This window comes from Bradyrhizobium sp. JR3.5, from assembly GCF_054057015.1.
Window position 1 is genome coordinate 3,859,568 of record NZ_JBSRYV010000002.1, and the last position, 22,422, is coordinate 3,881,989.

The following is a 22,422-nucleotide window of genomic DNA, read 5'->3' on the forward strand; positions in this document are numbered from 1 at the left end:
CCGGCCTCGTCATGACGTACGTGGCGTTTCCGCGCCTCACTGACGACGAGCGCCTCTCTGCGCTCCCTGGCATCGTTTGGAGCAAGGTACAGATCGCACCTGATCGCGCGATGGCGATCGCGGGTACGGAGCATTACCCGCGCGATCTGCGGCTCTCGATGCTGGACGATGTTCCGGTCTATCGCGTGACCGGCTGGAAGGGAGGCGCCGTCACCATTTCGGCGATCGACGGCAGCGTCATCGACCGGGTCACGCCGGACCAGGCGCTTGCTGTTGCCCGGCATCACCCGCGTGCCGTGCAGCCGCAACTGCTCGATACCGTGACGCGCGACCAATGGTCGGTCACCGCGCGCTTCGATCCGCTGCGGCCGCTCTACCTGATCGGCCTCGGCGACGCCGATGACACCGAACTTTATGTCTCGTCGCGCAGCGGCGAGATCGCGCTCGACACCACACGGCAGGAACGCGTCTGGAACTGGCTCGGCTCGATCCCACACTGGATCTATCCGACCGTGCTGCGCAAGGATGGTCCGCTGTGGCGGGACGTGGTGCTGTGGATATCGGGCACCTGCCTCGTCGTCGCCGTTACCGGCTTCTGGATCGGCATTCTGCGCCTGCGGCTGACGCGCCGGTACGCTGATGGCGCCGTCTCGCCCTATCCCGGCTGGATGGCCTGGCATCATATTGCCGGCCTCGTCGGCGGCATCTTCGTCTTCACCTGGATGTTCAGTGGCTGGCTGTCGCTCAATCCCGGCGGTGCGTTCTCCGGCCGTGGCCTCACGCGCGAGATCGCGGTCGGCTACAGCAGCCATGATGCACCCGATATCGTCGCCGGCTTGCAGTCGCCGCCGCAGGTATCGGCGGTGGAGGCGCGCTTCGTCTGGATCGGCGGACACCGGCTGACGGTGCTCGACGACAGTAGCGGCTGCCGCAGCCTCGCTAATCCCGTGACCGGCGCGCCCGTGACGCTCTCGCAGGATGAGATCATCGCGGCTGCCCGGCGCGCGATGCCGGGAGCTGCGATGATATCGGCGCGACAGCTCGATGAACCGGACGCCTACTGGTACACGCTGCACCAAGCGCGCGAGCTTCCGGTGCTGCGGATCGGCTTCGACGATCCCGCTCATACCTGGCTGCACATCTCTCCCGTCACCGCCGAGATCCTCGACCGCAGCGACGACAGCCGCCGGTCCTATCGCTGGCTGTTCAACGCGCTGCACAGCCTCGACTTCCCGCTGCTGCTACGCATCTGGCCGGCGCGCGATGTCGTGGTCTGGCTGCTGTCGGCGGTCGGCACGATTGTCTCGATCAGCGGTATCGTGATCGGCTTGCGCCGGGCTGCGGCGGCGCAAGGTGCGAAGGGGATACGTGTCTCCCAGCTTCGCGCCGACGCGGGAAGCTATTTGACCGTCAGGTGCACGTCCGGCGCCGGCCGGCCGGGGACCCATCCCAATGCAAACCGCTGGCCGGCGACGATCTCATTCCTCGAGAGCTTTGAAGCAACGGCATCGCGGAATCGGAGGTAGGCGTCGCGCTGCCGCCCGCCGGTGCGGGCCGCCGCCAGATTGAGCCATTTGTAGGCCAGCACATAGTCGTTCGGAACGCCGTGGCCCTTGTCGTACATCAGGCCGAGCATGGCTTGCGCGAACGGGTCGCCCTGCACCGCGCCGCGATAGTAGAGATCGACGGCGGCATCATAGGCCTGCGGGACGCCGAAGCCGTGCTCGTACATGAAGCCGAGCAGGCCGAGGGCCCTTGGGTTGTCGCGGTCGGCGGCCGGCGCGAGCTCCCGGGACGCCCTGACATAGTCGCCGCGATGGAAGGCGGCGGTTCCGCGCGCAATGCTGTCGGCGCTCGCGACGGACGCGGTCATGCCCCAAAGCGTGACCGCAAGCGAGGCGCAGAGGGCTGTCCGTTGCGTGTGCATGCGGTGCACCGTATTGCCCGGCTCAGTGATAGGCGGTGGTGATCGGCGCATTGGTCGATGTCGTTGCGATGTTGCCGCGCAATTTCGATCGGAGCTCCTCGGCCACCATCTGGGCGTCGGAACCGTTGCGGATGATCTGCGGGCGAATGAAGATGATCAGCTCGGTGCGCTGGGTGCCGTTGCTCTGATGCCCGAAGGCATCACCGAGGCCGGGAATCTGGTCAAGCACGGGAAGCGCATTGCGGTTGCCGCTCTGCTGTTCGCTGATCAGGCCCGCCAGCAGCACGGTCTGGCCGTTGGCGACTGCGATCTGGCTCTTGACTCTCCGCTCCGACACCGTCGGGGTCAGGCTGTTCGCGCTGGTCTGCGGAACGTTGCTGATCTCCTGCTCGACATCGAGCCGCACGGTGCCGTTCACGCTGACCCGCGGTGAGACCCGCAGGATGATGCCGGTGTTGCGATAGTCGATGGTGTTGACCACCGTGTTGCTTCCGGTCAGCACCGTCGCGCTGCCGGTCGACACCGGGACGACGTCACCGACCTGCAGCGTCGCGACCTGGTTGTTGATCACGACCAGCGACGGATTGGAGAGCACCTTGACGCTGGTGACGGCATGCAGCGCATCCAGGATCAGGCTCGGCTGCGTCTCGGATCCGATCAGGAAGTTGAAGCCGGGGAAGGCGCGGTTGATGAAGGCATTGGTGACCGAGCCTGCGACGGAGACGGCCCCGGTGGTCGCGTCCGTGGTGGTCGCGGGCGCCGTGGTGGCTTGGGTGCCGAGGATCGAGCCGGTGTTCGGCTTCAGGCCGAGGTTCCGGCTGGTAAGATAGGTCTGCACGCCATAGGACAAAGTGTTGTTGAGCGTGACCTCGGCGATCGTCGCATCGATCGCGACCTGGAGCTGCGGCTCGTCGATCTGCTGCAGCGTCGCCTCGATGATGCGGTAGTTGGCCTGATCGGCGTAGATCAGCAGATTGTTGTTCACGACGTCGGGCGTGATCCGTACGTCTTGCATGACGGGCTGGCCGTTGCCTGAGCCCGCGCCAGCGCCGCGCCCGCTATCCAACGCGGCATTGTTGCCCTGGCCCTGATTGGGATTGTTCGCTTGCCCGCCGGCGCCAAATCCCTGGCCCAGGCCCTGGCCCGTTGCGCCTGTCCCTGACGTGCCGCGCGAGGCAAAGCTGCCCGAGTTCGAGCCCGAGTTGCCGTTCGCCGACAGACGGTCGGCGACGCTTGACGTCGACGAGGTGCCGGAGCCGGGCGCGAGCTGGCTGTCGGCGTTGTCGAGCAGATTGCCGGACGATCCGCCGAGGAACATGTCGGTGAGAACCCGCGCGATCTGGCGCGCATCGCCGTATTTGACGCGGTAGACATGGACCGAGGTGCGCGCGGTGTCGTTGCGGTCGAGGCGCTTGATCCAGGTCGCCGCCGTGTGCAGCATGTCCGGCTTCTTGGTCACCACCAGCACCGCGTTGAGGCGTGCGATCGGCATGAACTTGATGACGTTCTGGCTGAGGCCGTTCTCGCCGGAATCGACGATCTTCTCCAGCTCGGCGATGACGGGCGTGGGCGAGCCGCTCGAGATCGGGAAGATGCCGACCGATTGGCCACGCATCCAGTCGACGTCAAAGCTGAGCACAGTGTCGACGGCGGTGCGACGCTCGGCGCCGGTGCCCTGGATCAGAAGCAGATTGCGCGTCGTGTCGGCGCGGATCGACCCCGCCCTGGTGGCGAAGCTGTCGGTCAGCTTCAGCAGGGTCTGGGCCGACACATATTGCAGGGGAACCACCGAGATGCCGAATCCGGGTTCGGGATTGGCCGCCGCGGCATCGACGCGGCCGCCGCCGACGGCGTCGCCGAGCGGCGTCAGGCGATAGCCCGCGGTATCTTTCAGCAACACCACACCGCTCAGGCGAAGCGCGTTTTCAAGCACGAAGACCATGTCGGATTTCGGCACCGGGCGGACCGACACCAGGCTCACCGTGCCCTGTACCCGCGGGTCGATGGTGTATCCGACATGCAGGATGTCGCCGAGCACGACCTTGGCGACGGTCGCAACCGGCGTACTCTCGAAATTCAGATCGAAGCCATTGCCGTTCGAGGCCGGCTGCGGCCGCGCGTCGGCGACGGCAGTCACTTCGCTTCCCTCATACATCGCCGCGCGGACGCTGCCGCCCTGGCCGCCGCCCGTCGCCGCCAGCCCGCTCACCGGTTGCGGCTGGCGCGGCAAGAGATCGAGCGATCGCACCTTGTCGGTGACGTCGACCTGGGACGCGTCCACGCTCTCGCCGACCGTCGCGGAATTGCAGGACGCCAGCAACCCCAGTGACGTCAGGGCAAAAATGGCTGCCAGGCCGCCACGGATCGTCGGGCAGCGGCCCACTGTGCCTACGCATTGCATGAAGGCCCTTCGCTCTGACTAACTGAAATTTCGACGGCGTGCGACGATCGGTCCTACCCCGGTGGGACTCTTAGCGATCGAACATGACAGAAATAAATTGGTTACATGATTGTCGTTCGCGACCTGATCATCGCATCGCACCAAATCGGTGCAGCCAGCGTGCCGCCGTGTCCGCGATGCCACGTCAAGGTTTCTTCAGCGAGGCGAACGATGCGACTTCGCACAGCTGTCACACTTCGGATCGATAACCGCAGAATTGCGGGGAGCCGAACGCGACGGCGGATGGCACGGACTGATCCGGGATAGTGTGGCGGGATATCGAGAATGGCCAACGACCTGTCCGTTCGGTTCGTGGATTATCTTCGTCAGAACAATCACCTGGCGCCGATCGACGGATCGCCTGAGCGGAGCGGGCAGGGCGCTGACATCAGGCAATTGAAACTGTGGGAGATCACCAGTCTCTCGCCGACCGAATTCGCCGACGAAGCCGCGCGCTTCTTCGCGCTCGGGGCCGCCTGACGCTGCAGGAGATGACCTCGGCCGAACCGCTGGTCGGGGCGTTCTCGCCGCGCTTCCTGCGCGAGACCATGGTCTATCCGTGCCGAACGGCCGATGGGACCACTGTCCTGGCGGTCGTCGACCCGACCGACCAGGCCACGCTGCGGGCGGCGCAGATCGTGCTTGGCGCCGGCATCAATGTGAAGGTGGCTTCGTCGGAAGACGTCGCCATCGCGCTGAACAACTCTTCCAGCGCCGAGGAGGCCGAGACCACCGATACGACGGCGGCGCTGCCCCGCGAAGACGACATCGAGAGCCTGCGCGATCTCGCCAGCGGTGCGCCGGTGGTGCGCGCGGTCAACGATCTGATCGAGAAGGCCGTCGAGCTCCGCGCCAGCGACATCCATATCGAGCCGTTTTCCGCCGGCCTCATGGTGCGCTTGCGCATCGATGGCTTGCTGCGGCCGGTCGCGGCGCTGTCGGGGGTGCTGCCACAGGCGGTGGTCTCCCGCATCAAGATCATCGCCAATCTCAACATCGCCGAGCGCCGCCTGCCGCAGGACGGCGCGGCGCGGCTGCGGGCCGGGCGCACCGACATCGATATCCGCGTCGCGATCATGCCGATGCAACACGGCGAATCCGCCGTCATCCGCATCCTGCCCAAGGATCGCGGCCTGCTGGTTGTCGAAAAGCTGGGATTCTCGGAGAATGACGAAGCCAAGCTGCGGCGGCTGCTGAAGCTGCCGTACGGCATGGTCGTGATCACGGGGCCGACCGGCAGCGGCAAGACCACGACGCTGGCGACGATCCTCTCGATCCTCAATGAGCCCAGCCGCAAGATTCTGACGATCGAGGACCCGGTCGAATACGAGATCCCCGGCGTCAACCAGTCCCAGGTCAAGCCGGCGATCGGCCTGACCTTCGCCACCGCGCTGCGGTCCTTCGTTCGCCAGGACCCTGATGTCATCATGGTCGGTGAAATCCGAGATTCCGAGACCGCGCACGTCGCGGTGCATGCGGCGCTGACCGGACATCTGGTGCTGACGACGCTGCACACCGAGACGGCGGCTGCCGCGGTGCCGCGCCTGCTCGACCTCGGGGTCGAAGGCTATCTGCTGCGTTCGGTGTTGCGCGGCGTGATCGCGCAGCGTCTGGTCCGGCAATTGTGCGAGCGCTGCAAGACGGCGCGGCCGCTGGCAACGGCCGATTTCACCGAGGATCCCCGGCTCACCGCACTCGGGTTCCGGGAAGGCGAGATCATTCACGAGCCATGCGGTTGCGAGCGTTGCGGCGGGACCGGTTATCGCGGCCGTCTCGGCGTGTTCGAGCTGCTCGAATTATCCAACGAGCTGCGCGAACTGATCGGAGAGCGAAGCGACGGAATGAAGATCGATACGATGGCGATCCGGGCGGGCATGACCACGATGCTCGATGACGGGGTTGCCAAATGCCGCGCCGGATTGACCTCGCCCGCCGAGATCCTCCGCGTTGCAACGGTGCGGTGACGCCGTGCCGAATTATCGCTATCGCGCTTTGACCCAGGCCGGCGAGATCGTGAACGGCACGATCTCGGCTCCGACGGCGGCTGAGGTGGCGCGGCGGATCGAATATCTCAAGCTGCTCCCGATCGAAACCACCGAGGACAAGCGCGCATCCGGCGCAGCCGGTGGCCGCAGCCTGTTCGGCGGGCCGAGTGCCGCCGAGGTCACCACCTTCACGCGCGATCTTGCCCTGCTGCTCAAGGCCGGGGCGCGTCTCGACGATGCCTTGGAGCTTCTGTCCGGCGATGCCGATGTCGGCCGGATGCGTCCGGTGGTGGCAAAGATCCGCGCGGCCCTGCTCACCGGCGAGAGCTTTGCCGATTCGGTGGCGGATCATCCGACCCTGTTCCAGCCGATGTACATCGCCCTGGTCCGGGTCGGGGAAATCTCCGGCACGCTCGATTCGGTGCTCGAGATGCTGGGGACCGAGCGCGCGCGTTCCGAGCAGATGCGCCGCAAGCTGACCGACGCGATGCAGTATCCGGCCTTCGTGCTGGTCGCGGCATCCGGCGTGATGCTGTTCTTCCTGCTGTTCGTGCTGCCGCAATTCTCGACCGTGCTGGGCGATTTCGGCGGCAAGTCGGATACGGCACTCGCCAGCTTCATCGCGGTGTCGGATTTCCTGCGGGCCAATGCCACGGCGGCGAGCCTGATCAGTGCGGCCACGATTGCGCTCGCATGGTGGCTGCTGCGGCAGGCGCGCGTGCGCGCCGCGCTGGTCAGCGGGATCTCGCGGGTGCCCGGCATCAGCAGCGCCTTCCAGTTCTATCGCGCGAGCCTGTTCTGCCGCAATCTGGGCGTCCTGCTCGGCAGCGGCGTCAACCTCACGGCAGCGTTGCGCATCCTCGTCGACATCATGGCGGTGACCGGGAGCGAGGCGAACTGGACCGCCGCCGCCGACCGCGTCCGCCATGGCGGAAAATTGTCGGACGCGCTCGCCGTGGCGGACAGCCTGCCGCCGATGGCGGTCCGCATGCTGCGGCTCGGTGAAGAGACCGGGCAGCTGCCGGTGCTGGCCGGGCGGGTCGCGGAATTCTACGAAGCAAAATTGCAGCGCAGCCTGGACCGTGTCGTCGGCATCGTCGGTCCACTGGCGATCATCACGATCAGCACCGTCGTCGGCGGATTGATCGTATCGGTCATGACGGCGCTGCTCTCGGTCACGCAGCTAGTCGGTTAGAGCAGGGGTCATCGGTCATGATATCGCGCAGCACGATCATCGAAACATTCTCCATGCGAGCGGGACGCGATCCGGCGCGCTCACAACCGCCAAGGCGTTCGGGCCAGGAAGGCTTCACGCTGGTCGAGATGCTGGTAGTGATCGCGATCATCGGCCTCATCATGGGGCTGATCGGGCCGCGCGTGCTCAACTATCTCAGCGAATCCAAGGTCAAGACCGCGCGCATCCAGTTGCAGAGCTTCTCCAGCGCGCTCGACCTGTTCTACCTCGACGCCGGACGCTTCCCGTCCACGGCGGAGGGACTTGCCGCGCTGGTCCGGCGCACGCCGGGCGTCGCCGCCTGGAACGGCCCCTATCTGAAGGGCGGCAACGTTCCGAACGATCCCTGGAACCATCCCTATCTCTATCGTTCGCCCGGCGAACACGGGCCGTATGACATCGTCTCCTATGGCTCCGACGGTCAGGAGGGCGGCAGCGGCACCTCAGCCGACATCTCGCTCGAAAAGACGACAGCCGCCAACAACGACCAATAGGATGCATGGCGAGCATGAATGAGGCGACGCAGCGCGGTTTCACCTTGCTCGAGATGGTGTGCGTGCTTGCCATCATCGCACTGCTGGCGGCCGTGCTGCTCCCGTTCATTCCGCATCAGACCTCGCGATCGCGCTTGCAGGCCTATGCATTGCAGACCGCAACGCTGCTGAAGGCCGATCGCAACGCCGCCATCGAGCGCAGCACCAGCGTTGCGACGCTGGTCGATGCGGCGAGCCGGGTGATCCACTCCGGCGCGTCACGCATGACGGTGCGAATCCCCGATGACGTGCGGTTCGATGCGGTGCTGCCGCAGAGCTGTCAGCGCCGCGCCGCACTGTCGACCATCCGCTTCTTCGCCAATGGCGGTTCCTGCGGCGGCTCCATCGCGCTGACGCGGCTCGATGCGGGATATGAGGTCCGCGTCAACTGGCTCACCGGAAGGGTAGAAATCGTTGCTCGCGACGTCGCCGCCAACTAACCGCGCTGATGCGGGGTTCACCATCATCGAGGTGCTGGTGGCGCTGGCGCTGGTGGCTGTCTCGATCGTTGCGATCGGCGCGGTCATGGGCGTCAAGACGCGCGGCGTCCGGGCCATGGAGCAGCACGTCGCGCTGATGCAGGCGGCGCGCACTTTGATGACGGTCGGCATTCCGCCGCGCGCCGAATTGCAGTCGGGCACGTCGACGGGGCAGGCGGAGGGTTACCGCTGGACCATCGAGGTCAGTCCGCTTGGTGGCGACTGGACCGTGCCCGAGGGGCAACGTGCCCTGGGCGCCTGAGCTGGTACGAATTCGCGTCAAGTCGCCGGGCGGTGCATTGTCCGACATTCGCACCGTGCGCCTGATGCCGAGGTCATCGGAATGACCCCGGCAAGCACAGCACCGCGAACGGGCGAGCGTGGCTTTACGCTGATCGAGACCATCGTCGCGCTGGCGCTGATGGGGCTGTTGCTGTCGGCGCTCGCCAGCATCACGGCGCAATGGCTGCCGAGCTGGAACCGGGGGCTCGACCGGATCCAGCGCAGCGAATTGATCGGGATCGCGCTGGAGCGGATCGGCGCCGATCTCGCCGCGGCGGAGTTCGTTGCCGCCAACCGCGATACCCACAAGCCGCTGTTCGACGGATCGGAATTGTCGGTCACGTTCGTGCGCACGTCGGTGGGGCCGAATGCGGGGCCGGGGCTCGACGTGGTGCACCTTGGTGAAACCCGGGATCGCAGCGAGTTCGTCACGGTTCGTTCGCAAGCGCGCTTCACGCCGCTGGCCGACGGGGTGTCGCTGTCGGAGCAGGTGCATCTCGGCAGCCCCGTCGTGCTGCTGCGCGCACCTTATCGCCTGTCGTTCGCCTATGCCGGTCCTGACCGCGCCTGGAAGAGCGTGTGGAAGGATGCCAACAAGCTGCCGGCGATGATCCGGTTGACCGTGCGTGATGCGGCGAGCCAGCGCGTCCTGTCGGTGTCGACCATCGCGCCGGTCCATGTGCAGATTCCGAGCGACTGCACCAAGCCGGACGGCAATTGCGGCGACAAGCAAAGTTCCGACGGTGCCACCGATCAGGGGAAGACGTGATGGCGGCATCCGGCAGTTTCGGCCGATCGCCGGCCAATCGCGGCTTCGTCATCGTTGCGGTGCTCTGGATTCTGCTTGCGCTTTCGTCGCTGGCGATCATCTTCTCGGCCTATCTTGCCGCGTCGGCGCGCGCGTTGGCGGCCAGCGACCTGTCGTTGCAGACCGAGGCGCTGGTGTCGGCCGGGCTCGAACTCACCGCCTATCAGCTGACGCTGACGGATGAGAAGACGAGGCCGCAGCACGGGGCGTTTCATTTCGGGCTGGACGACGCCAGTGTCGCTGTCTCCTTCACGTCGGAGGCCGGCCGCGTTGACCTGAACTACGCGTCCAAGGAAATGCTGATCGGCCTCTTTGTCGTGCTCGGCGCCCGGAAGGACGCGGCCAGCGAATACGCCGACCGGATCGTCGGCTGGCGAACCCGGCCCGCGCCGGGCAGCGAGAATGTGGAGGCCGCGCGCTACAACGCGCTTGGCTATTCGCCGCGGCAGGGGCTGTTCACCCATGTCAACGAGCTGGCATTGGTCGCCGGCATCCCCGAAGCCTTCGTCGATCGTGTGTTGCCGTTCGTGACGGTGTTCAACGGCAGTCCGGATGTTGATCCGGCGATCGCCGCGCCGGAAGTCGCTCTTGCCGCGGATAAGGCATCGGGGAAGCAGCAGGACGGCTTCGGCGCGCCTGCTCCCTCGCCGAACGGCGGCCCCATCGCTGGATCGCGGGCGCCGAACCCGCAAACTGCGGCATCGACGGCGCAGAGCCCATGCTACCGGATCGCAATCTCGATCCGGTTCCGCAACGGTCACCGCACCACGTCTGAAGCGGTGATTGCGCTCGGCGACAAGGTCGAGCCATATCGTGTGTTGTCCTGGCAGAACGATGTCGAGCCGCGAAGCACGGTTCCGCCGCGGAGGAGAGGTTGATGGCAATACTCGCCGCAGCACGGCAATGGTTCGAGCAATGGATCGGCGCGGTCGCGACTGCCGTCGACGGCGTCGCGGGCAGGTTCATGCGCCGGCGCAGCATCGAGCTCGACGAAAATGCCGACGGCACGTTCACAGCCCGCGCCACCGCGGCGAGAGATGGCTCGCCGTCAGCTCCCGTTTCGTTCCGGCTCGATCACGATGCGCCGCAGCCTCCGCTGTCAACAGAGTGGAAGACCGCGTTCGACGGCGGCCGCATCGAGGTGCGACTGCGATCGGATCACGTCGTCAGCCGCGTGCTCGATTTCCCGAGCCAGGCGGGCGACTTCCTCGATGGCATGATCCGCGCGCAGGTCGACCGGCTGACGCCATGGACCGCCGCCGATGCGGCCTTTGGCTGGGGGGCGCCGCAGCCGACCTCCAATGACCGTATCGAGGTCGCGTTCAGTGCGACCGCGGCGAGCAAGGTCGATCCGCTGATCCGGATGGCCAGGATGCTCGACGCCGCCACCGTTGCAGTCTCGGCGCCGGCGGTTGGCGGCGACGGCGCCCCGCTGCAGGTGACGCTGCTCGACAGATCGCTGCGCGGCCTTGCCGGACCTGTGGTTCCACGCCTCTTGCGCATCGGCCTGGTCGCGACGGCGGCTGCGGCCGCGGTGTCCCTGCTGCTCAACATCTATCTCGGCGGTTGGCTCCAATCCGAGCAGGAGGACTTGCAACACCGCATCTCGCAGCGCCGCGCCGCGCTGCGTCTCGATGCCAATGGCGACTCGTCCGGTCTCGGCCTGCTCGCCAAGCGCAAGCAGACGACGCCATCGAGCGTCATGGTTCTGGAAGCGATCTCGCGCGTCCTGCCCGACACGACCTATGTGACGGAGCTCCGCATCGAGGGCAACAAGGTGCAGGTGGTGGGACTGACCCAGGATGCGCCATCCCTGATCCGCCTGCTGGAGCAGTCGCCGCAATTCACCCGCGCGACATTCTTCGCGCCGACGACCCGCGCCGCGAATGAATCGGCGGAGCGGTTCCACGTCGAGGCCAATATATCCGCTTCCTTTGGGTCCGGCTCATGAGTGCAGTATCCCGATCGCTGACCGCCGTCAGCACTTCGCCACTGGTCGCGACCGCGAGCTATCTCGGCCTCTTCGTGCTACTGCTCTTCGTGGTCATCTCGTCGCTCTCGGACATCATCGGCCTGCGCAGCGATGTTGCGGCGTCGGCCGGCATGCTGGAACAGCTGGAGGGACGGTCCAAGGCGAATACCGCGCCCGGTCAGTCCCCCATGCCGACCGGTTCCGCCTATCTCGAGGGGGCAACCGTCACGGTTGCCGGCGCCACGCTGCTGCAGCGCGTGTCGGGCGCGGTGATCAAGGCCGGCGGCAATGTGTTGTCGACGCAACTCGACGTTCCCAACGCGCCCGCGAAGGCCGGCTTCATCAGCATGGTCGCAAGCAGCGAGATCGAACAGGCGCAATTGCAGCAGGTGCTCTACGATCTCGAAGCCGGCATGCCGTTCCTGTTCATCGACCAATTGGTCGTGCAACCCGTCGCCGACGAGGCGGCGAAGGGCGCCGATCCCGGCAAGCTGCGCGTGCTGCTCGGCGTATCCGGACAATGGCGAGGAGCCAAGTGATGCGACGCTTCGCTGCAACCATCGTGCTGTTGGCGGTGTCGGCCTATTCGGTGCCGGCTGCGGTGCCTGACCCATCCGGCGATGCACTGGATGCCGGGATGCTCGACGATACACGTCTGGGTGGGCCGGTGCTGAGTTCACCGCCGCCGTCCGAACCGGTCACGTCGGTCCGGGTGGCGCCTTCGCCGGCGCCGACGCCCCGGCCGCTCAGCGCAAATCCGCTGTGGGGCATTCCGCTCAAGACGCTGTCCAACACCCGCGACCGCCCGGTGTTCTCGCCGTCGCGGCGACCGCCGCCTGCCGTCGTTGCGGAGCCGGAAGTCAGCAAGCCGTTGCCGCCGCCGCCACGCAAGGTCGCGCTCGAGCCACCGCCGCTGTCGCTCGTCGGCACGATCGCGGGAGACGATGAAAGCTTCGGGATATTTCTCGACCAAGCGAACAAGACCGCATTGCGGCTGAAGCTCGGCGACGATTTCCAGGGATGGAAGCTGCGAGCCATCAGCGGACGCGAAGTCACGATGCAGAAAGACGAGCATGATGCAGTGCTCACGTTGCCCCAGCCGGGCACCGAGGAGAGCGGCGATGTCCGCCTCGTTCCGGTCAGTACCGACAGGAGGCCGTTGGCTGCGCGGATCCAGCGATGACTGCGGCTTCGCTCCCGCGCTAGTTCAATTCCAGCCAGTTCTGCAGGGCCGGCGTCAGGAGAAGTCCAAGCGCAAGAAAAGGACCGAACGGAATCGACGTCTGGCGCTTCATCTCGTGTCCTGCGAGTTGCAGGCTGCCGGCGACAGCAAGTGCCGCGAGCGCCGCGATCAGCAGCAGGGTCGGAATTCCCGCCGCGCCGACCCAGATCGACGCGGCGGCGAGAAACTTGACGTCGCCCAGTCCCAACCCGTCCACGTGCCGCAAGGCGAAGTAGAGGCGCTGCAACAGAAAGAACAGGGCGCCGACGAGAGCGGCGGTCGCCATGGCACTGAATGCGGCTGTCATGCTTTCAGTGATGACGACATGCGCAAGCCCGAGTGCCGCGATCGCAAGATTCAGCCAATCGGGAATGATGCCGTGGCGCAGATCGATCAGCGCGACGGTGCAGCACAGCACGCAAAGCGCGCCGTAAGATGCAATGAAATAAAGAGCTTCGCGATCGACTGGCATGGTGGCGGGACAAGTGTGACGCGTGAACACACTGTGTTGCAACAACTCGCGCGCGTTGAACAGTGCATTTTCATTCGAGCAATGCGTTTGCGGGATTGTGATCGTCAACAACGATCGCGAAGCAGAAAAGATGCGGCAAAAAGTCTGCGCTGTCACAAATCCGCATAGGATACCGACAATAGTTCGCCCGATTACGTGCCGCGAGCCCTTTGCGGCAGACGAGTGGGTTGGCTATGCACAAGATGCGAGTGACGGCGTGCCTTGCCTTGCTGGCAGCGTCGGCAGGCGTGCGCGCCGCGAATGCGGGCGCTCTTGAGGACGGCGCCGAGCGCTATCGGCCGTATCTTATCGAGGGCGTTGCCAGCGCGCTGGCGGGTGCGCGTGCGTTGCGCGAGCGCGCCGCCGCGGCGGATTTGCCTGGTGCACGGAAGGCCTGGCTGTCGGCGCGCGCCGGCTGGGAGCGCTCGGAAGTGTTTACCGCAGGGCTTCGTCCCAGAGCTCGATGCGCAGATCGACGCCTGGCCGAACGCGGACAGCGGGTTTCACGCCATCGAGGCGAAACTGTTCGGGGCGGGTAGTACCGACGTCGCTACCGATGCAACTGGTCTTGTCGAGCACCTGAACGATCTTCACGGCAAGCTCAAGGATATCAAGCTGACGCCGCAAGGCCTCCTGGATGGCACCGTGCGGCTCGCTTACGAAGTCGGCGAAAGCAAAGCCGATGGCGGCGAGTCGCGCATCAGCGGCACCTCGCTGGACGATATGCGCAACAACATCGCCGGCATCGACTTCGCCTATCACACGATTTTCTCCGCTGCACTCAATACGGTCGACGGTAAGCTCGACGAGATGGTGACGAACCGGATCGAGCAGCTCGAGGCGATTGTCGCCACGCCCGACCTGCCGCATGTCAATATCGCCGATCTGCGCCAGACCAGCGAGGAACTGGTCGTCGCGTTGCAGAGCGCCTCGGCAAAGCTCGGGCTGCAGCGCCCGACGCTGGAGGCGCAGGCGCGATGAGATCGCTTCACCTGCGTCCGGCTCGGCTGCTCACCGCGATCATCGCCCTTGCGCTGCTCGGGCGCGCGGCGGCGTTTCCGGTCGATGGCGACAAGACCGTGCTGCCGGTTGCGACCGAGCTGAACGAGGATGCGCTCGACAAGCCGCGCGAGGTGTTCCAGTCCGAGCGCACCGGAGCCAAGTCGTATCTGGTGAATCTCGGCGATCTCGCCTTCAATTCGCCGGGGCTGCTCGGCGAGGTAGCGCGGCAGGCAGGCGTGAGCTGCGGCACCTGCCACGTCAATGGTGCGAACAACGCCAAATTCTTCATGCCGAAGATGTCGAGCTGGCCCGGCACGTTCGATACCTCGGGGGCGCTGTTCAATCCGAAGGCCAACAACCTGGCGTTCGATCCGGTGCGGATTCCGAGCCTGCGCGGCGCCCGCTATCTTGCACCCTACGGCGCCGATGGCCGGTTCGCCTCGCTGCGTGACTTCGTCCATAACGTCATCACCAGCGAGTTCGCAGGTCCCGAGCCGTCGCCGGCCACGCTCGATGCAATCGTAGCCTATCTTCACGACATTGATTTCCTGCCCAATCCGAGCCTTGGTCCCGCCGGGCGGCTGGCCGGCAAGATCACCGACGCGGAGCGCCGCGGCGAAGCGCTGTTCGCGAAGCCGTTCCCGCACGATCCCGCGCTGAGCTGCGCGGGGTGCCACGTGCCATCGTCCGGCTTTGTCGATCACCAGCAGCATGATGTCGGCTCGGGCGGCCTGTTCAAGACGCCGACCCTGCGCAACGCCGACTTCAACGCGCCATATTTCCACGATGGGCGCTTCGACAATTTCAACCAGGTCGTTGATTATTTCGACCGGACCTTTCAGCTCGACCTCTCGGCGCAGGACAAGGGCGATCTCGTTGCCTATCTCACGGCCGTCGGCGACGGCGTGCAGCCCTATGAACGCGACGGCGCCGGTGCAACGCTGAAGGAGATCAATGATTTATCGACGGTGCTCGCGACCGCGATTCCCGCCGGCGACAAGGACATCGTCGCTCTTGCAGTCGATACGATCGGCCGCGAGTTGCGCGAGTTGACCGAGCAATATCCCGATCGCAATAACACCAGCGTGTCCGGCGGCGAGCAGCAGCGCGTGCTCGCGCGCAGCGGACTAAAGGAGCTCGTGCTCACGCTGCGGCGAATCGAGATGGCCGTTGCCGCGGGGCGCAACGCGGATGCTGCAGCCGAGTTCAGGAACTATCGCAATCTGATGGCTGCTGCGGTGCCAGCGTTACTGGCGGGCGCCGAGCCGTGGTCGTTGTTCAATCAAGATGTGCATGATCAGCATTACGCCGCGCTTCGCGAGGTGATGCGCTCCAGGCACATCTCGCATTGATTGAGCTGAATTGTAGAGCATTTGCGATCCGCGTCGCTGCGTGGAGCGCTTTGTCTGCTTTCGATCTTCAGTTGAAGATTCGAATCGTCGAGATGCGGCGTGCAGCAGCCGGTGTCTCCACAGAAAATGTTTGAACGTTTCGAAATTTCTCGCACGCTTTCATGCAAGCGAAAACCATGCGTCATACTGTCGCACTAAGCAGTGTGTGTTGCTAACCGCAAACACCCTGAGGTCGACAATGAGTTTGAACTACAAAAAGCACTGGCGAACCAGCACTGCGCTCTGCATCGCGTCAACGGTGCTCGTCGCAACAGCCGCATACGCCGCTCACTATCCGGGCGGACACAGTGATTGGGACAAGCGTCCGCATCACAATCACCAGGCGCATCAGGAAGCTGATCGCGTCAAGCATGACCACGATCAGGACGACAAGGATCACGGCGGCAAGGGCAAGACGGCTTCGCCGATCAAGCACGTCATCATCCTGATCGGTGAGAACCGTGGCCTCGATCACACCTTCGGCATCTACAAGCCGAAGGGCAAGGGGCAGACCATCTCCAACCTGTTGTCGAAGGGCATCGTCAACGAGGATGGAACGCCGGGACCGAACTTCGCGCAGGCGCAGCAGTACTCGGTCGCGGGCCAGCCGTCCTTCTACATCGGCGCGCCGGCGATCGCGAAGTCGCCCTACAACGCGACCAACGTGATGCCGCAGCCGAACACCAACGGCACGCCGACTGCGCAGAGCGACACTTCGCCCCCGTTCAAGACGATCGCCGAAGCCAGCGTCGAGAAGGACATGGACCCGGCTGATCTCGACATCCTGACCACCGGCTTCAGCGGCCTGCCGACCGGTGTGCTTGATACCCGCGTTCCCGGCGCCGGCGGTCTGAACGGACCGTTCCCGCTGCAGGGCGAGCAGATCAGCGACGACGACTACACCGGCGACTCGACCCATCGCTTCTATCAGGACTGGCAGCAGGAAGATTGCAGCGCCGCCAGCGCCACCAAGAAGAACAATTCGGGCTGCCTGAACGACCTGTTCCCGTTCGTGATGGCGACCTATTCGGCGTCGAACAAGAGCATGGCCAACTCGATGGGCTTCTACAATGCCCAGCAAGGTCAGGCCCCGATCCTGAAGATGCTCGCCGACCGCTTCACGCTGAGCGACAACTTCCACCAGTCGTTCCACGGCGGCACCGGTGCGAACCACTTCATGCTCGGCACCGGCGACGCGGCCTTCTGGAGCGACGGCAAGGGCAATCCGGTGACGCCGCCGGCGAACCTGATCGCCAACCCGAACCCGGTCGCGGGCTCGGTCAACCGCTACACCGTCGACGGCAATTGGAGCAACTGCTCGGACGTGTTCCAGCCCGGCGTGAAGCCGATCGTCACCTACCTCAACAATCTGCCGTACGCGGCTGAGCCGAACTGCAAGCCGAACCACTACTACATGCTCAACAACGTCAATCCGGGCTATCTGCCGAACGGCGCGCTGTCCGGCGGCAACAATGTCCCGCCGTCGTCGGTTCGTACGATCGGTGACGCTCTGATCGAGAAGAACATCACCTGGGCATTCTATGGTGGTGCGTTCAACGACGCCGTGGCGCTTTCCAACGCCGCGGTTGCCGCCAACCCCTCGAACCCCAACCTCGGCGCCGCCGCGGTCGCCGATCCGGCGCACGCGCTCGGTGTCGCCTACTGCCAGATCTGCAACCCGTTCCAGTATGCGACCTCGATCATGGCCAACCCGGCCGTGCGTCAGGCTCACATGAAGGACACCGCGGATCTGATCACGGCGATCCAGCACAACACGCTGCCCGCAGTGTCGTTCGGCAAGCCGGATGGTCTGCTCGACGGTCATCCGCAGAGCTCGAAGGTTGATCTGTTCGAGGCCTACGTCCTGAACGTGCTCAACGCGCTGGACAACAATCCGGAACTGAAGGCCGACACCGCGGTCTTCATCACCTGGGACGAGGCCGGCGGCTACTGGGACTCCGGCTACACGCAGTCGATCGATTTCTTCGGCGACGGACCGCGCGTTCCGACCCTGATCCTTTCGCCCTATTCGACGGGCGGCAAGGTCAACCACAACTACGCCGACCACGTTTCGCTGCTGAAGTTCATTGAGCGCAACTGGGCTCTCGAGCCGCTCACACAACGCAGCCGCGACAACCTGCCGAACCCGACCTACTCGAAGAACAACGAGTACGTCCCGACCAACAGCCCGGCACTGTCCGACTTGTTCGACGCATTCGACTTCAGCAAGCCGGTCACGTTGTCCTACACCGAGTGATCGAGCTCTCGTCCAGGACGAGGTCTTGAGTCCATCCGAGGCCGGCGCCGATCGAACCATTGGTTCGGTCGGCGCTCTCATGTTCTGCCTGCCTGCCCGCCAGCCGATCGACCGGGGAAATGCGATGAAGCGTGACGAGACGATGTGCACGAAGATCTGCAAGAATATCTGGAAGGGCAGCAGGAATGCCATGGCTTGCCTGTTCGCGATGGCCATCCTGGCCAACGTGCCGATGCCGGCCGCGGCGCAGCAGTTTTCCGTCGATCTCCTCGCGCGGAAGGACGATACGGCAACCGCCATGGGAACGCTGCGGGTCTCGGGCGGAAAAGCGCGGATCGATCCAACCGCGCTGCCCGATGGCTTCTTTCTGCTCGATACGGCAAAGCCCGCCGCCTATTTCGTCCGTCCGGCTGCGCACGTCTATATGAAGGCCATGCAATCGAGCCCGCTCACCCAGCTGTTCGTCCCGGTCGATCCGGACGATCCCTGCCGGCAATGGCTGGCGATGGCGCAGCTTTCCGCGCCGGTCGATCCCGCGACATGGCACTGCCAGCGCGATGGAGAGGAAGCGGTCGCGGGGCGCAACACCGACGTCTATCGAATCACGGCACCGTCGGGTTTGAGCTTTGTTGGCTGGATCGACCGCGCGCGCGGGTTTCCGGTGCAGATCAAGACTGCGGATGGGACGGTGATCGTCGCCGATCACATCCGCGACGAGCCGCAGCCGGCGCAAGCCTTCGAAATTCCCGCAGGTCTGCGCAAGTTCGACCCGCAAGCGCTGATCCGCCGGATCCAGCAGAGCGATGTATGGGTCGCGCCGCCGGCCTCGCAGTGAGCGCGTGCGCTACTGCGGCTGCTGGCTTGTCACCGGCAGTATCAGGCCGAGCGCCGTGTAGTGCGACTGATGCACGTTGCTGTTGAAGAGGGACCAGGGCTCGGCCTTCTTCAGCGCGACCGGAACGTCGAAATTCACCAGCTGGGCAAATTTGCGGTATTCCGCCATCGCTTCGTCGATCCGGCCGGCGCCGACCTCGAGGTCGATACGGCGCAAGGTCAGAACGAGATCCTTCAGGATCGCACGCGCGGCGAGCCGCTCGTCCTTGCCGCCGACCGAGGTGTTCCTGATGTCGGGGATGTGCTCGGTCAATTCGCGCAGTTCGGCGCCGACCCCGGTCACGGCCAGCGACACCACCGCGGTGTCTGCGGCCGGGATCGCGACCTCGAGCACGCTCGAGAGCTCCAGCACTTCCTTCATCCGGAGCACGACGCCGTCCTTGTCGAAGGGGCGTTCGCCGTCGCCGACCGCATTCAGATAGGCCACGAGATCCTGCGTGTCCTGAGTCGACAATTCGAGGTCGAACACGCGATCGAAATGATCGACGACCTGTTCGTAGCTGTCGTAGCGGCCGTCGTGGAAGTAGGGCGCATTGAAATTGGTGTTGAGCAAGGTGGGGGTCTTGACCAGTCCGCCGGACCCGACGTCGTGACGCAGCTGGTCATTGAAGGTTCCGGCCGGAATATGACAGCCGGCGCAGCTCAGCTCGGCCTGCTTGGGGAACGGTTTGAAGAACAGCGCCTCGCCACGACGCTCGGGCAAGCTCGCCTGCGCGGCAAGCCTTCCGCCGGGCGCAATCTTCGGATTGGGGAGGAAATCGATATCGTCGATATAGGCGACGAGGCCGTCGAGAACCTCGTCGCGCGGCCGCGGTCCGGAAAACTCATTGACGATGACATTATAGACGAAGTTGCGCAGCGAGGTGATGCGCCCGTCATGTCCGTAGGGGGCGAGGAAGCGGGCGCCCCGCAGGCTCGGAATCCTGACCGGATCGAGGATGCTGTTGAACGTCTTCGCGTTGAAGACAAGGCTGGTCGTGTCGAAGGTGCCGGGGCGCGAGGATGCGCCCGGAACGAACAATTTCGGGTTCGATGCGCCGTTGACGTGGCAGGTGCCGCAACTCATCTCGGCCTGGCGGGCCTTGCCGCCGAGAATGGAAGGTGAATTGAACGCGAGATCGCCGAGATTGACCAGATAGGACTTGCGCCCGCCCATCGCTTCGGAATGAAAGATTTCGCGCGGCCGCGCCAGCGCGTCCTCGGAAAGTTCAGTGCCGGCCGGCAGCACGGTCTGATCGCCGCCGAGCGGGAATGCCATCGCGCGCAATGGGAGAAGCGCAACGACGACTGCCAGCAACGCGACCCGTGCGCTTCGAACGCCACGGTCGGCCGATGCCGCACGACATTTCCCGGAACCGGACGCCAGAATTTCCCAAACCATTGCGAGAAAACGCCCCTTTCACAATGCATTTGCGCTGCCGTATCTCGGAAGATGTCACGGAGGTGACAGTTTCCTGTCGGCAGGATCAATGACCATCTGTTTGGATAGACGACCGTTGATTGCGGTTTGATGACGATCGATCAATGAAGCGCCCGCCGATCTGCGTTTGACAAAACGAAGATTCATCGGCGCGTGCATCTTTTCACGCGTTTGTGCGCGCGTCGAAAAACGGTCATCCCGGCGAAATGTGTTTTGCATAGCGTGTAGCTCCATTTCTATTTCTTTCTGAATCAGGAGAGCACTATGCGGCTTTGGGGAGCCATTCCGGCGCTCGCAGTTGTTACTGGCGCCGTTGCCATCTCGCCGGTGGCAAACGCCGAGAATTTGGTCGAAAAGATCATTGATGAGTTCAAGCACGAGGTCAGGGACGAGCTCCGTGACCTGCGCGACCGCGGCCATGAAGGTGTGCATCAGTACAAGCACATCGTCGTCATCTACCAGGAGAACCACAGCTTCGATAATCTCTATGGACACTGGGGCGATGTCGGCCGTGACCGGATCAATGGGACGTCCGACGCCGACCAAGCCCATACGCTGCAGGTCCGGCAGGACAACCAGACGGTCTATGCCTGTCTGTTGCAGACTGACGTCAACCTGACCTCACCGTCGCCGCAGCCGACGACCTGCACCGACAATACGGGCTCGGTCGCGATCCTGAGCGCCTTCAAGAACAAGCCGTTCGAGATCAACGACTTCATCCCGACCTCGGCGACCACCTGTCCGAAGCCGCTCGGGTCTTTTGCGGCGCACGGCTTCCTCAACGGCACCGGCGCGCCCGGCGGCTGCACCGAGGACATCGTGCATCGCTTCTACAGCGAGCAGTACCAGCTCAACGGCGGCCGGCAGAACCGCTATGCGACCGGCAGCGACGCCGCAGGTCTGGTGATGGGCTACTACGACACCAAGAAGCTGCCCATCTACACCTATCTCCACGGCCACGGTGCGCCGAACTATGTGATCGCCGACAGCTTCTTCCAGGGCGCCTTCGGTGGCTCGTTCCTCAACCATCAGTTCCTGGTCGCGGCGGCGGCGCCGCAGTTCGTCGGTGCCTTGAACGACGGCAGCGCCAATGACTTCCACTCGATCGTCGACGCCAACGGCATGCCGACCAGCACGCCGCTCTACACGCCGGTCTCCACCGTGAAGGACGCGCAGCTGACGGCGAAATGCAACCAGACCGGCCTGCCGGCCGGCCTCGCCTGCGGCGACTACGCGGTCAACACCACGCAGCCGACCTATCAGCCCTATTCGCCGGGCACTCCGGACATCAAGCGCCTGCCGCCGCTGCACACGCCGAACATCGGCGATCGGCTGTCGGCCAAGCATGTCGACTGGGCCTGGTATTCGGGCGGCTGGTCGAACGCCAACGGCGATGTCGGTGCGTCCGGCTGGACCAACGGCAACGGCACCACCTGCACCGATCCGAACCATCTCTCCACGGCGGTGTTCCCGAACTGCCCGGATGTGGACTTCCAGTTCCACCATCAGGCGCTCAACTACTTCGCCAGCTACGCGCCGGGAACGCAGGCCCGCAGGGATCACCTGAAGGACGAGGCGGAGTTCATCCAGGCGGCCAAGAACGGTCGGCTGAAGCAGGTCAGCTTCATCAAGCCGATCGGCGAGGAGAACGAGCATCCGGGCTACACCAGCGAATCCGAAGGCAGCCAGCATCTCGTCGATCTCGTCAAGGCGATCGTCGAAGGGCCGGATGGCAAGGACACGCTGATCGTCATCACCTATGACGAGTTCGGCGGACAGTGGGACCACGTTCCGCCCCCGCCGCACAACCGCCGCGGTGCGGAGGCCCGTGCTGCGGACCAGTGGGGCCCGGGCACCCGCGTTCCGGCGCTGCTGATCGCCAAGCGCTTCAACAAGTCCGGCGTCGCGCATGAGGACTTCGACACCACGTCGATCCTCCGGCTGCTCGAGAAGCGCTTCGATCTCGATCCGCTGGTGACGCGCCCGGTGCGTAGCCTCTCGGCGGCGCTGAAGGCCGGCGCGGGCTGGCACTGACACGAAAAATGGTCCTGGCCCGCGTCAAGAT

The 22,422-nt window shown here is 64.8% G+C and carries 20 protein-coding genes and 1 pseudogene; 16 read left to right on the top strand and 5 right to left on the bottom strand.

From position 1 onward, the window contains the following. Positions 1-1,399 precede the first annotated feature (1,399 nt). Entirely contained in the window at positions 1,400-1,927 is a 528-nt protein-coding gene (locus tag ACVWW1_RS35325) for a tetratricopeptide repeat protein (RefSeq protein ID WP_456659065.1), read from the bottom strand. A 22-nt stretch (positions 1,928-1,949) separates the two neighbouring features. Further along, positions 1,950-4,328, bottom strand: coding sequence for a type II secretion system secretin GspD (gspD, locus tag ACVWW1_RS35330; RefSeq protein WP_456659066.1), 2,379 nt, complete (start codon positions 4,326-4,328; stop codon positions 1,950-1,952). 324 nt (positions 4,329-4,652) lie between these two features. Here gspD and ACVWW1_RS35335 point away from each other — a divergent pair. From ACVWW1_RS35335 to ACVWW1_RS35380, 10 genes and pseudogenes are all read left to right on the top strand, one after another. After that, a pseudogene (locus ACVWW1_RS35335) lies at positions 4,653-6,331 on the top strand (GspE/PulE family protein). Between the two features lie 4 nt (positions 6,332-6,335). Beyond that, the gene (locus ACVWW1_RS35340) at positions 6,336-7,547 is read left to right on the top strand and encodes a type II secretion system F family protein (protein ID WP_456659067.1); all 1,212 of its coding nucleotides are present in this window, start codon (positions 6,336-6,338) and stop codon (positions 7,545-7,547) included. A gap of 53 nt (positions 7,548-7,600) precedes the next feature. Then, positions 7,601-8,080, top strand: a complete 480-nt coding sequence (gene gspG / locus ACVWW1_RS35345; RefSeq protein WP_207833458.1) for a type II secretion system major pseudopilin GspG — start codon at positions 7,601-7,603, stop codon at positions 8,078-8,080. A gap of 14 nt (positions 8,081-8,094) precedes the next feature. Next, complete coding sequence (locus ACVWW1_RS35350) at positions 8,095-8,559, top strand: type II secretion system protein (RefSeq protein WP_106323207.1); 465 nt, start codon at positions 8,095-8,097, stop codon at positions 8,557-8,559. After that, positions 8,534-8,860 (top strand): prepilin-type N-terminal cleavage/methylation domain-containing protein, encoded by a 327-nt coding sequence (locus ACVWW1_RS35355; RefSeq protein ID WP_456659068.1) that lies wholly within the window; start codon positions 8,534-8,536, stop codon positions 8,858-8,860. The genes ACVWW1_RS35350 and ACVWW1_RS35355 overlap by 26 nt, the downstream gene beginning before the upstream one ends. Positions 8,861-8,941: 81 nt before the next feature. Next, complete coding sequence (locus ACVWW1_RS35360) at positions 8,942-9,649, top strand: PulJ/GspJ family protein (RefSeq protein WP_456659069.1); 708 nt, start codon at positions 8,942-8,944, stop codon at positions 9,647-9,649. Beyond that, a complete protein-coding gene (locus tag ACVWW1_RS35365; RefSeq protein WP_456659070.1) occupies positions 9,649-10,566 on the top strand; it encodes a general secretion pathway protein GspK in 918 nt (305 codons plus the stop codon). Before ACVWW1_RS35360 ends, ACVWW1_RS35365 begins: the two co-directional genes overlap by 1 nt. Then, entirely contained in the window at positions 10,566-11,639 is a 1,074-nt protein-coding gene (locus tag ACVWW1_RS35370; RefSeq protein WP_456659071.1) for a PilN domain-containing protein, read from the top strand. Before ACVWW1_RS35365 ends, ACVWW1_RS35370 begins: the two co-directional genes overlap by 1 nt. Continuing rightward, positions 11,636-12,199 (top strand): type II secretion system protein GspM, encoded by a 564-nt coding sequence (gspM, locus tag ACVWW1_RS35375; RefSeq protein WP_224924663.1) that lies wholly within the window; start codon positions 11,636-11,638, stop codon positions 12,197-12,199. Before ACVWW1_RS35370 ends, gspM begins: the two co-directional genes overlap by 4 nt. Beyond that, positions 12,199-12,843: a hypothetical protein gene (locus ACVWW1_RS35380; RefSeq protein WP_456659072.1), complete on the top strand. Its 645-nt coding sequence runs from the start codon at positions 12,199-12,201 to the stop codon at positions 12,841-12,843. The genes gspM and ACVWW1_RS35380 overlap by 1 nt, the downstream gene beginning before the upstream one ends. Positions 12,844-12,862: 19 nt before the next feature. Here the strand turns inward: ACVWW1_RS35380 and ACVWW1_RS35385 are convergent, their stop codons facing one another. After that, entirely contained in the window at positions 12,863-13,354 is a 492-nt protein-coding gene (locus ACVWW1_RS35385) for a prepilin peptidase (protein WP_456659073.1), read from the bottom strand. Between the two features lie 242 nt (positions 13,355-13,596). On the opposite strand from ACVWW1_RS35385, the gene ACVWW1_RS35390 reads away from it, so the two are divergent. The 5 genes from ACVWW1_RS35390 (at position 13,597) to ACVWW1_RS35410 (ending at position 18,878) form a co-directional block, all read left to right on the top strand. Further along, entirely contained in the window at positions 13,597-13,932 is a 336-nt protein-coding gene (locus ACVWW1_RS35390) for an imelysin family protein (protein ID WP_456660753.1), read from the top strand. After that, positions 13,916-14,374, top strand: a complete 459-nt coding sequence (locus ACVWW1_RS35395) for an imelysin family protein (protein WP_456660754.1) — start codon at positions 13,916-13,918, stop codon at positions 14,372-14,374. Before ACVWW1_RS35390 ends, ACVWW1_RS35395 begins: the two co-directional genes overlap by 17 nt. Continuing rightward, the gene (locus ACVWW1_RS35400) at positions 14,371-15,747 is read left to right on the top strand and encodes a cytochrome c peroxidase (protein ID WP_456659074.1); all 1,377 of its coding nucleotides are present in this window, start codon (positions 14,371-14,373) and stop codon (positions 15,745-15,747) included. Before ACVWW1_RS35395 ends, ACVWW1_RS35400 begins: the two co-directional genes overlap by 4 nt. A gap of 238 nt (positions 15,748-15,985) precedes the next feature. Next, positions 15,986-18,043: a phospholipase C gene (locus ACVWW1_RS35405; RefSeq protein WP_456659075.1), complete on the top strand. Its 2,058-nt coding sequence runs from the start codon at positions 15,986-15,988 to the stop codon at positions 18,041-18,043. A gap of 25 nt (positions 18,044-18,068) precedes the next feature. Beyond that, on the top strand, positions 18,069-18,878 hold the full coding sequence (locus ACVWW1_RS35410; RefSeq protein ID WP_456659076.1) for a hypothetical protein: 810 nt from the start codon (positions 18,069-18,071) through the stop codon (positions 18,876-18,878). 9 nt (positions 18,879-18,887) lie between these two features. Here ACVWW1_RS35410 and ACVWW1_RS35415 read toward each other — a convergent pair whose 3' ends face one another. Beyond that, complete coding sequence (locus tag ACVWW1_RS35415) at positions 18,888-20,195, bottom strand: cytochrome c peroxidase (RefSeq protein WP_456659077.1); 1,308 nt, start codon at positions 20,193-20,195, stop codon at positions 18,888-18,890. Between the two features lie 177 nt (positions 20,196-20,372). Continuing rightward, complete coding sequence (locus ACVWW1_RS35420; protein ID WP_456659078.1) at positions 20,373-20,576, bottom strand: hypothetical protein; 204 nt, start codon at positions 20,574-20,576, stop codon at positions 20,373-20,375. A 45-nt stretch (positions 20,577-20,621) separates the two neighbouring features. Here ACVWW1_RS35420 and ACVWW1_RS35425 point away from each other — a divergent pair, with 45 nt between their 5' ends. Further along, the gene (locus ACVWW1_RS35425; protein ID WP_456659079.1) at positions 20,622-22,391 is read left to right on the top strand and encodes an alkaline phosphatase family protein; all 1,770 of its coding nucleotides are present in this window, start codon (positions 20,622-20,624) and stop codon (positions 22,389-22,391) included. Positions 22,392-22,422 lie beyond the last annotated feature (31 nt).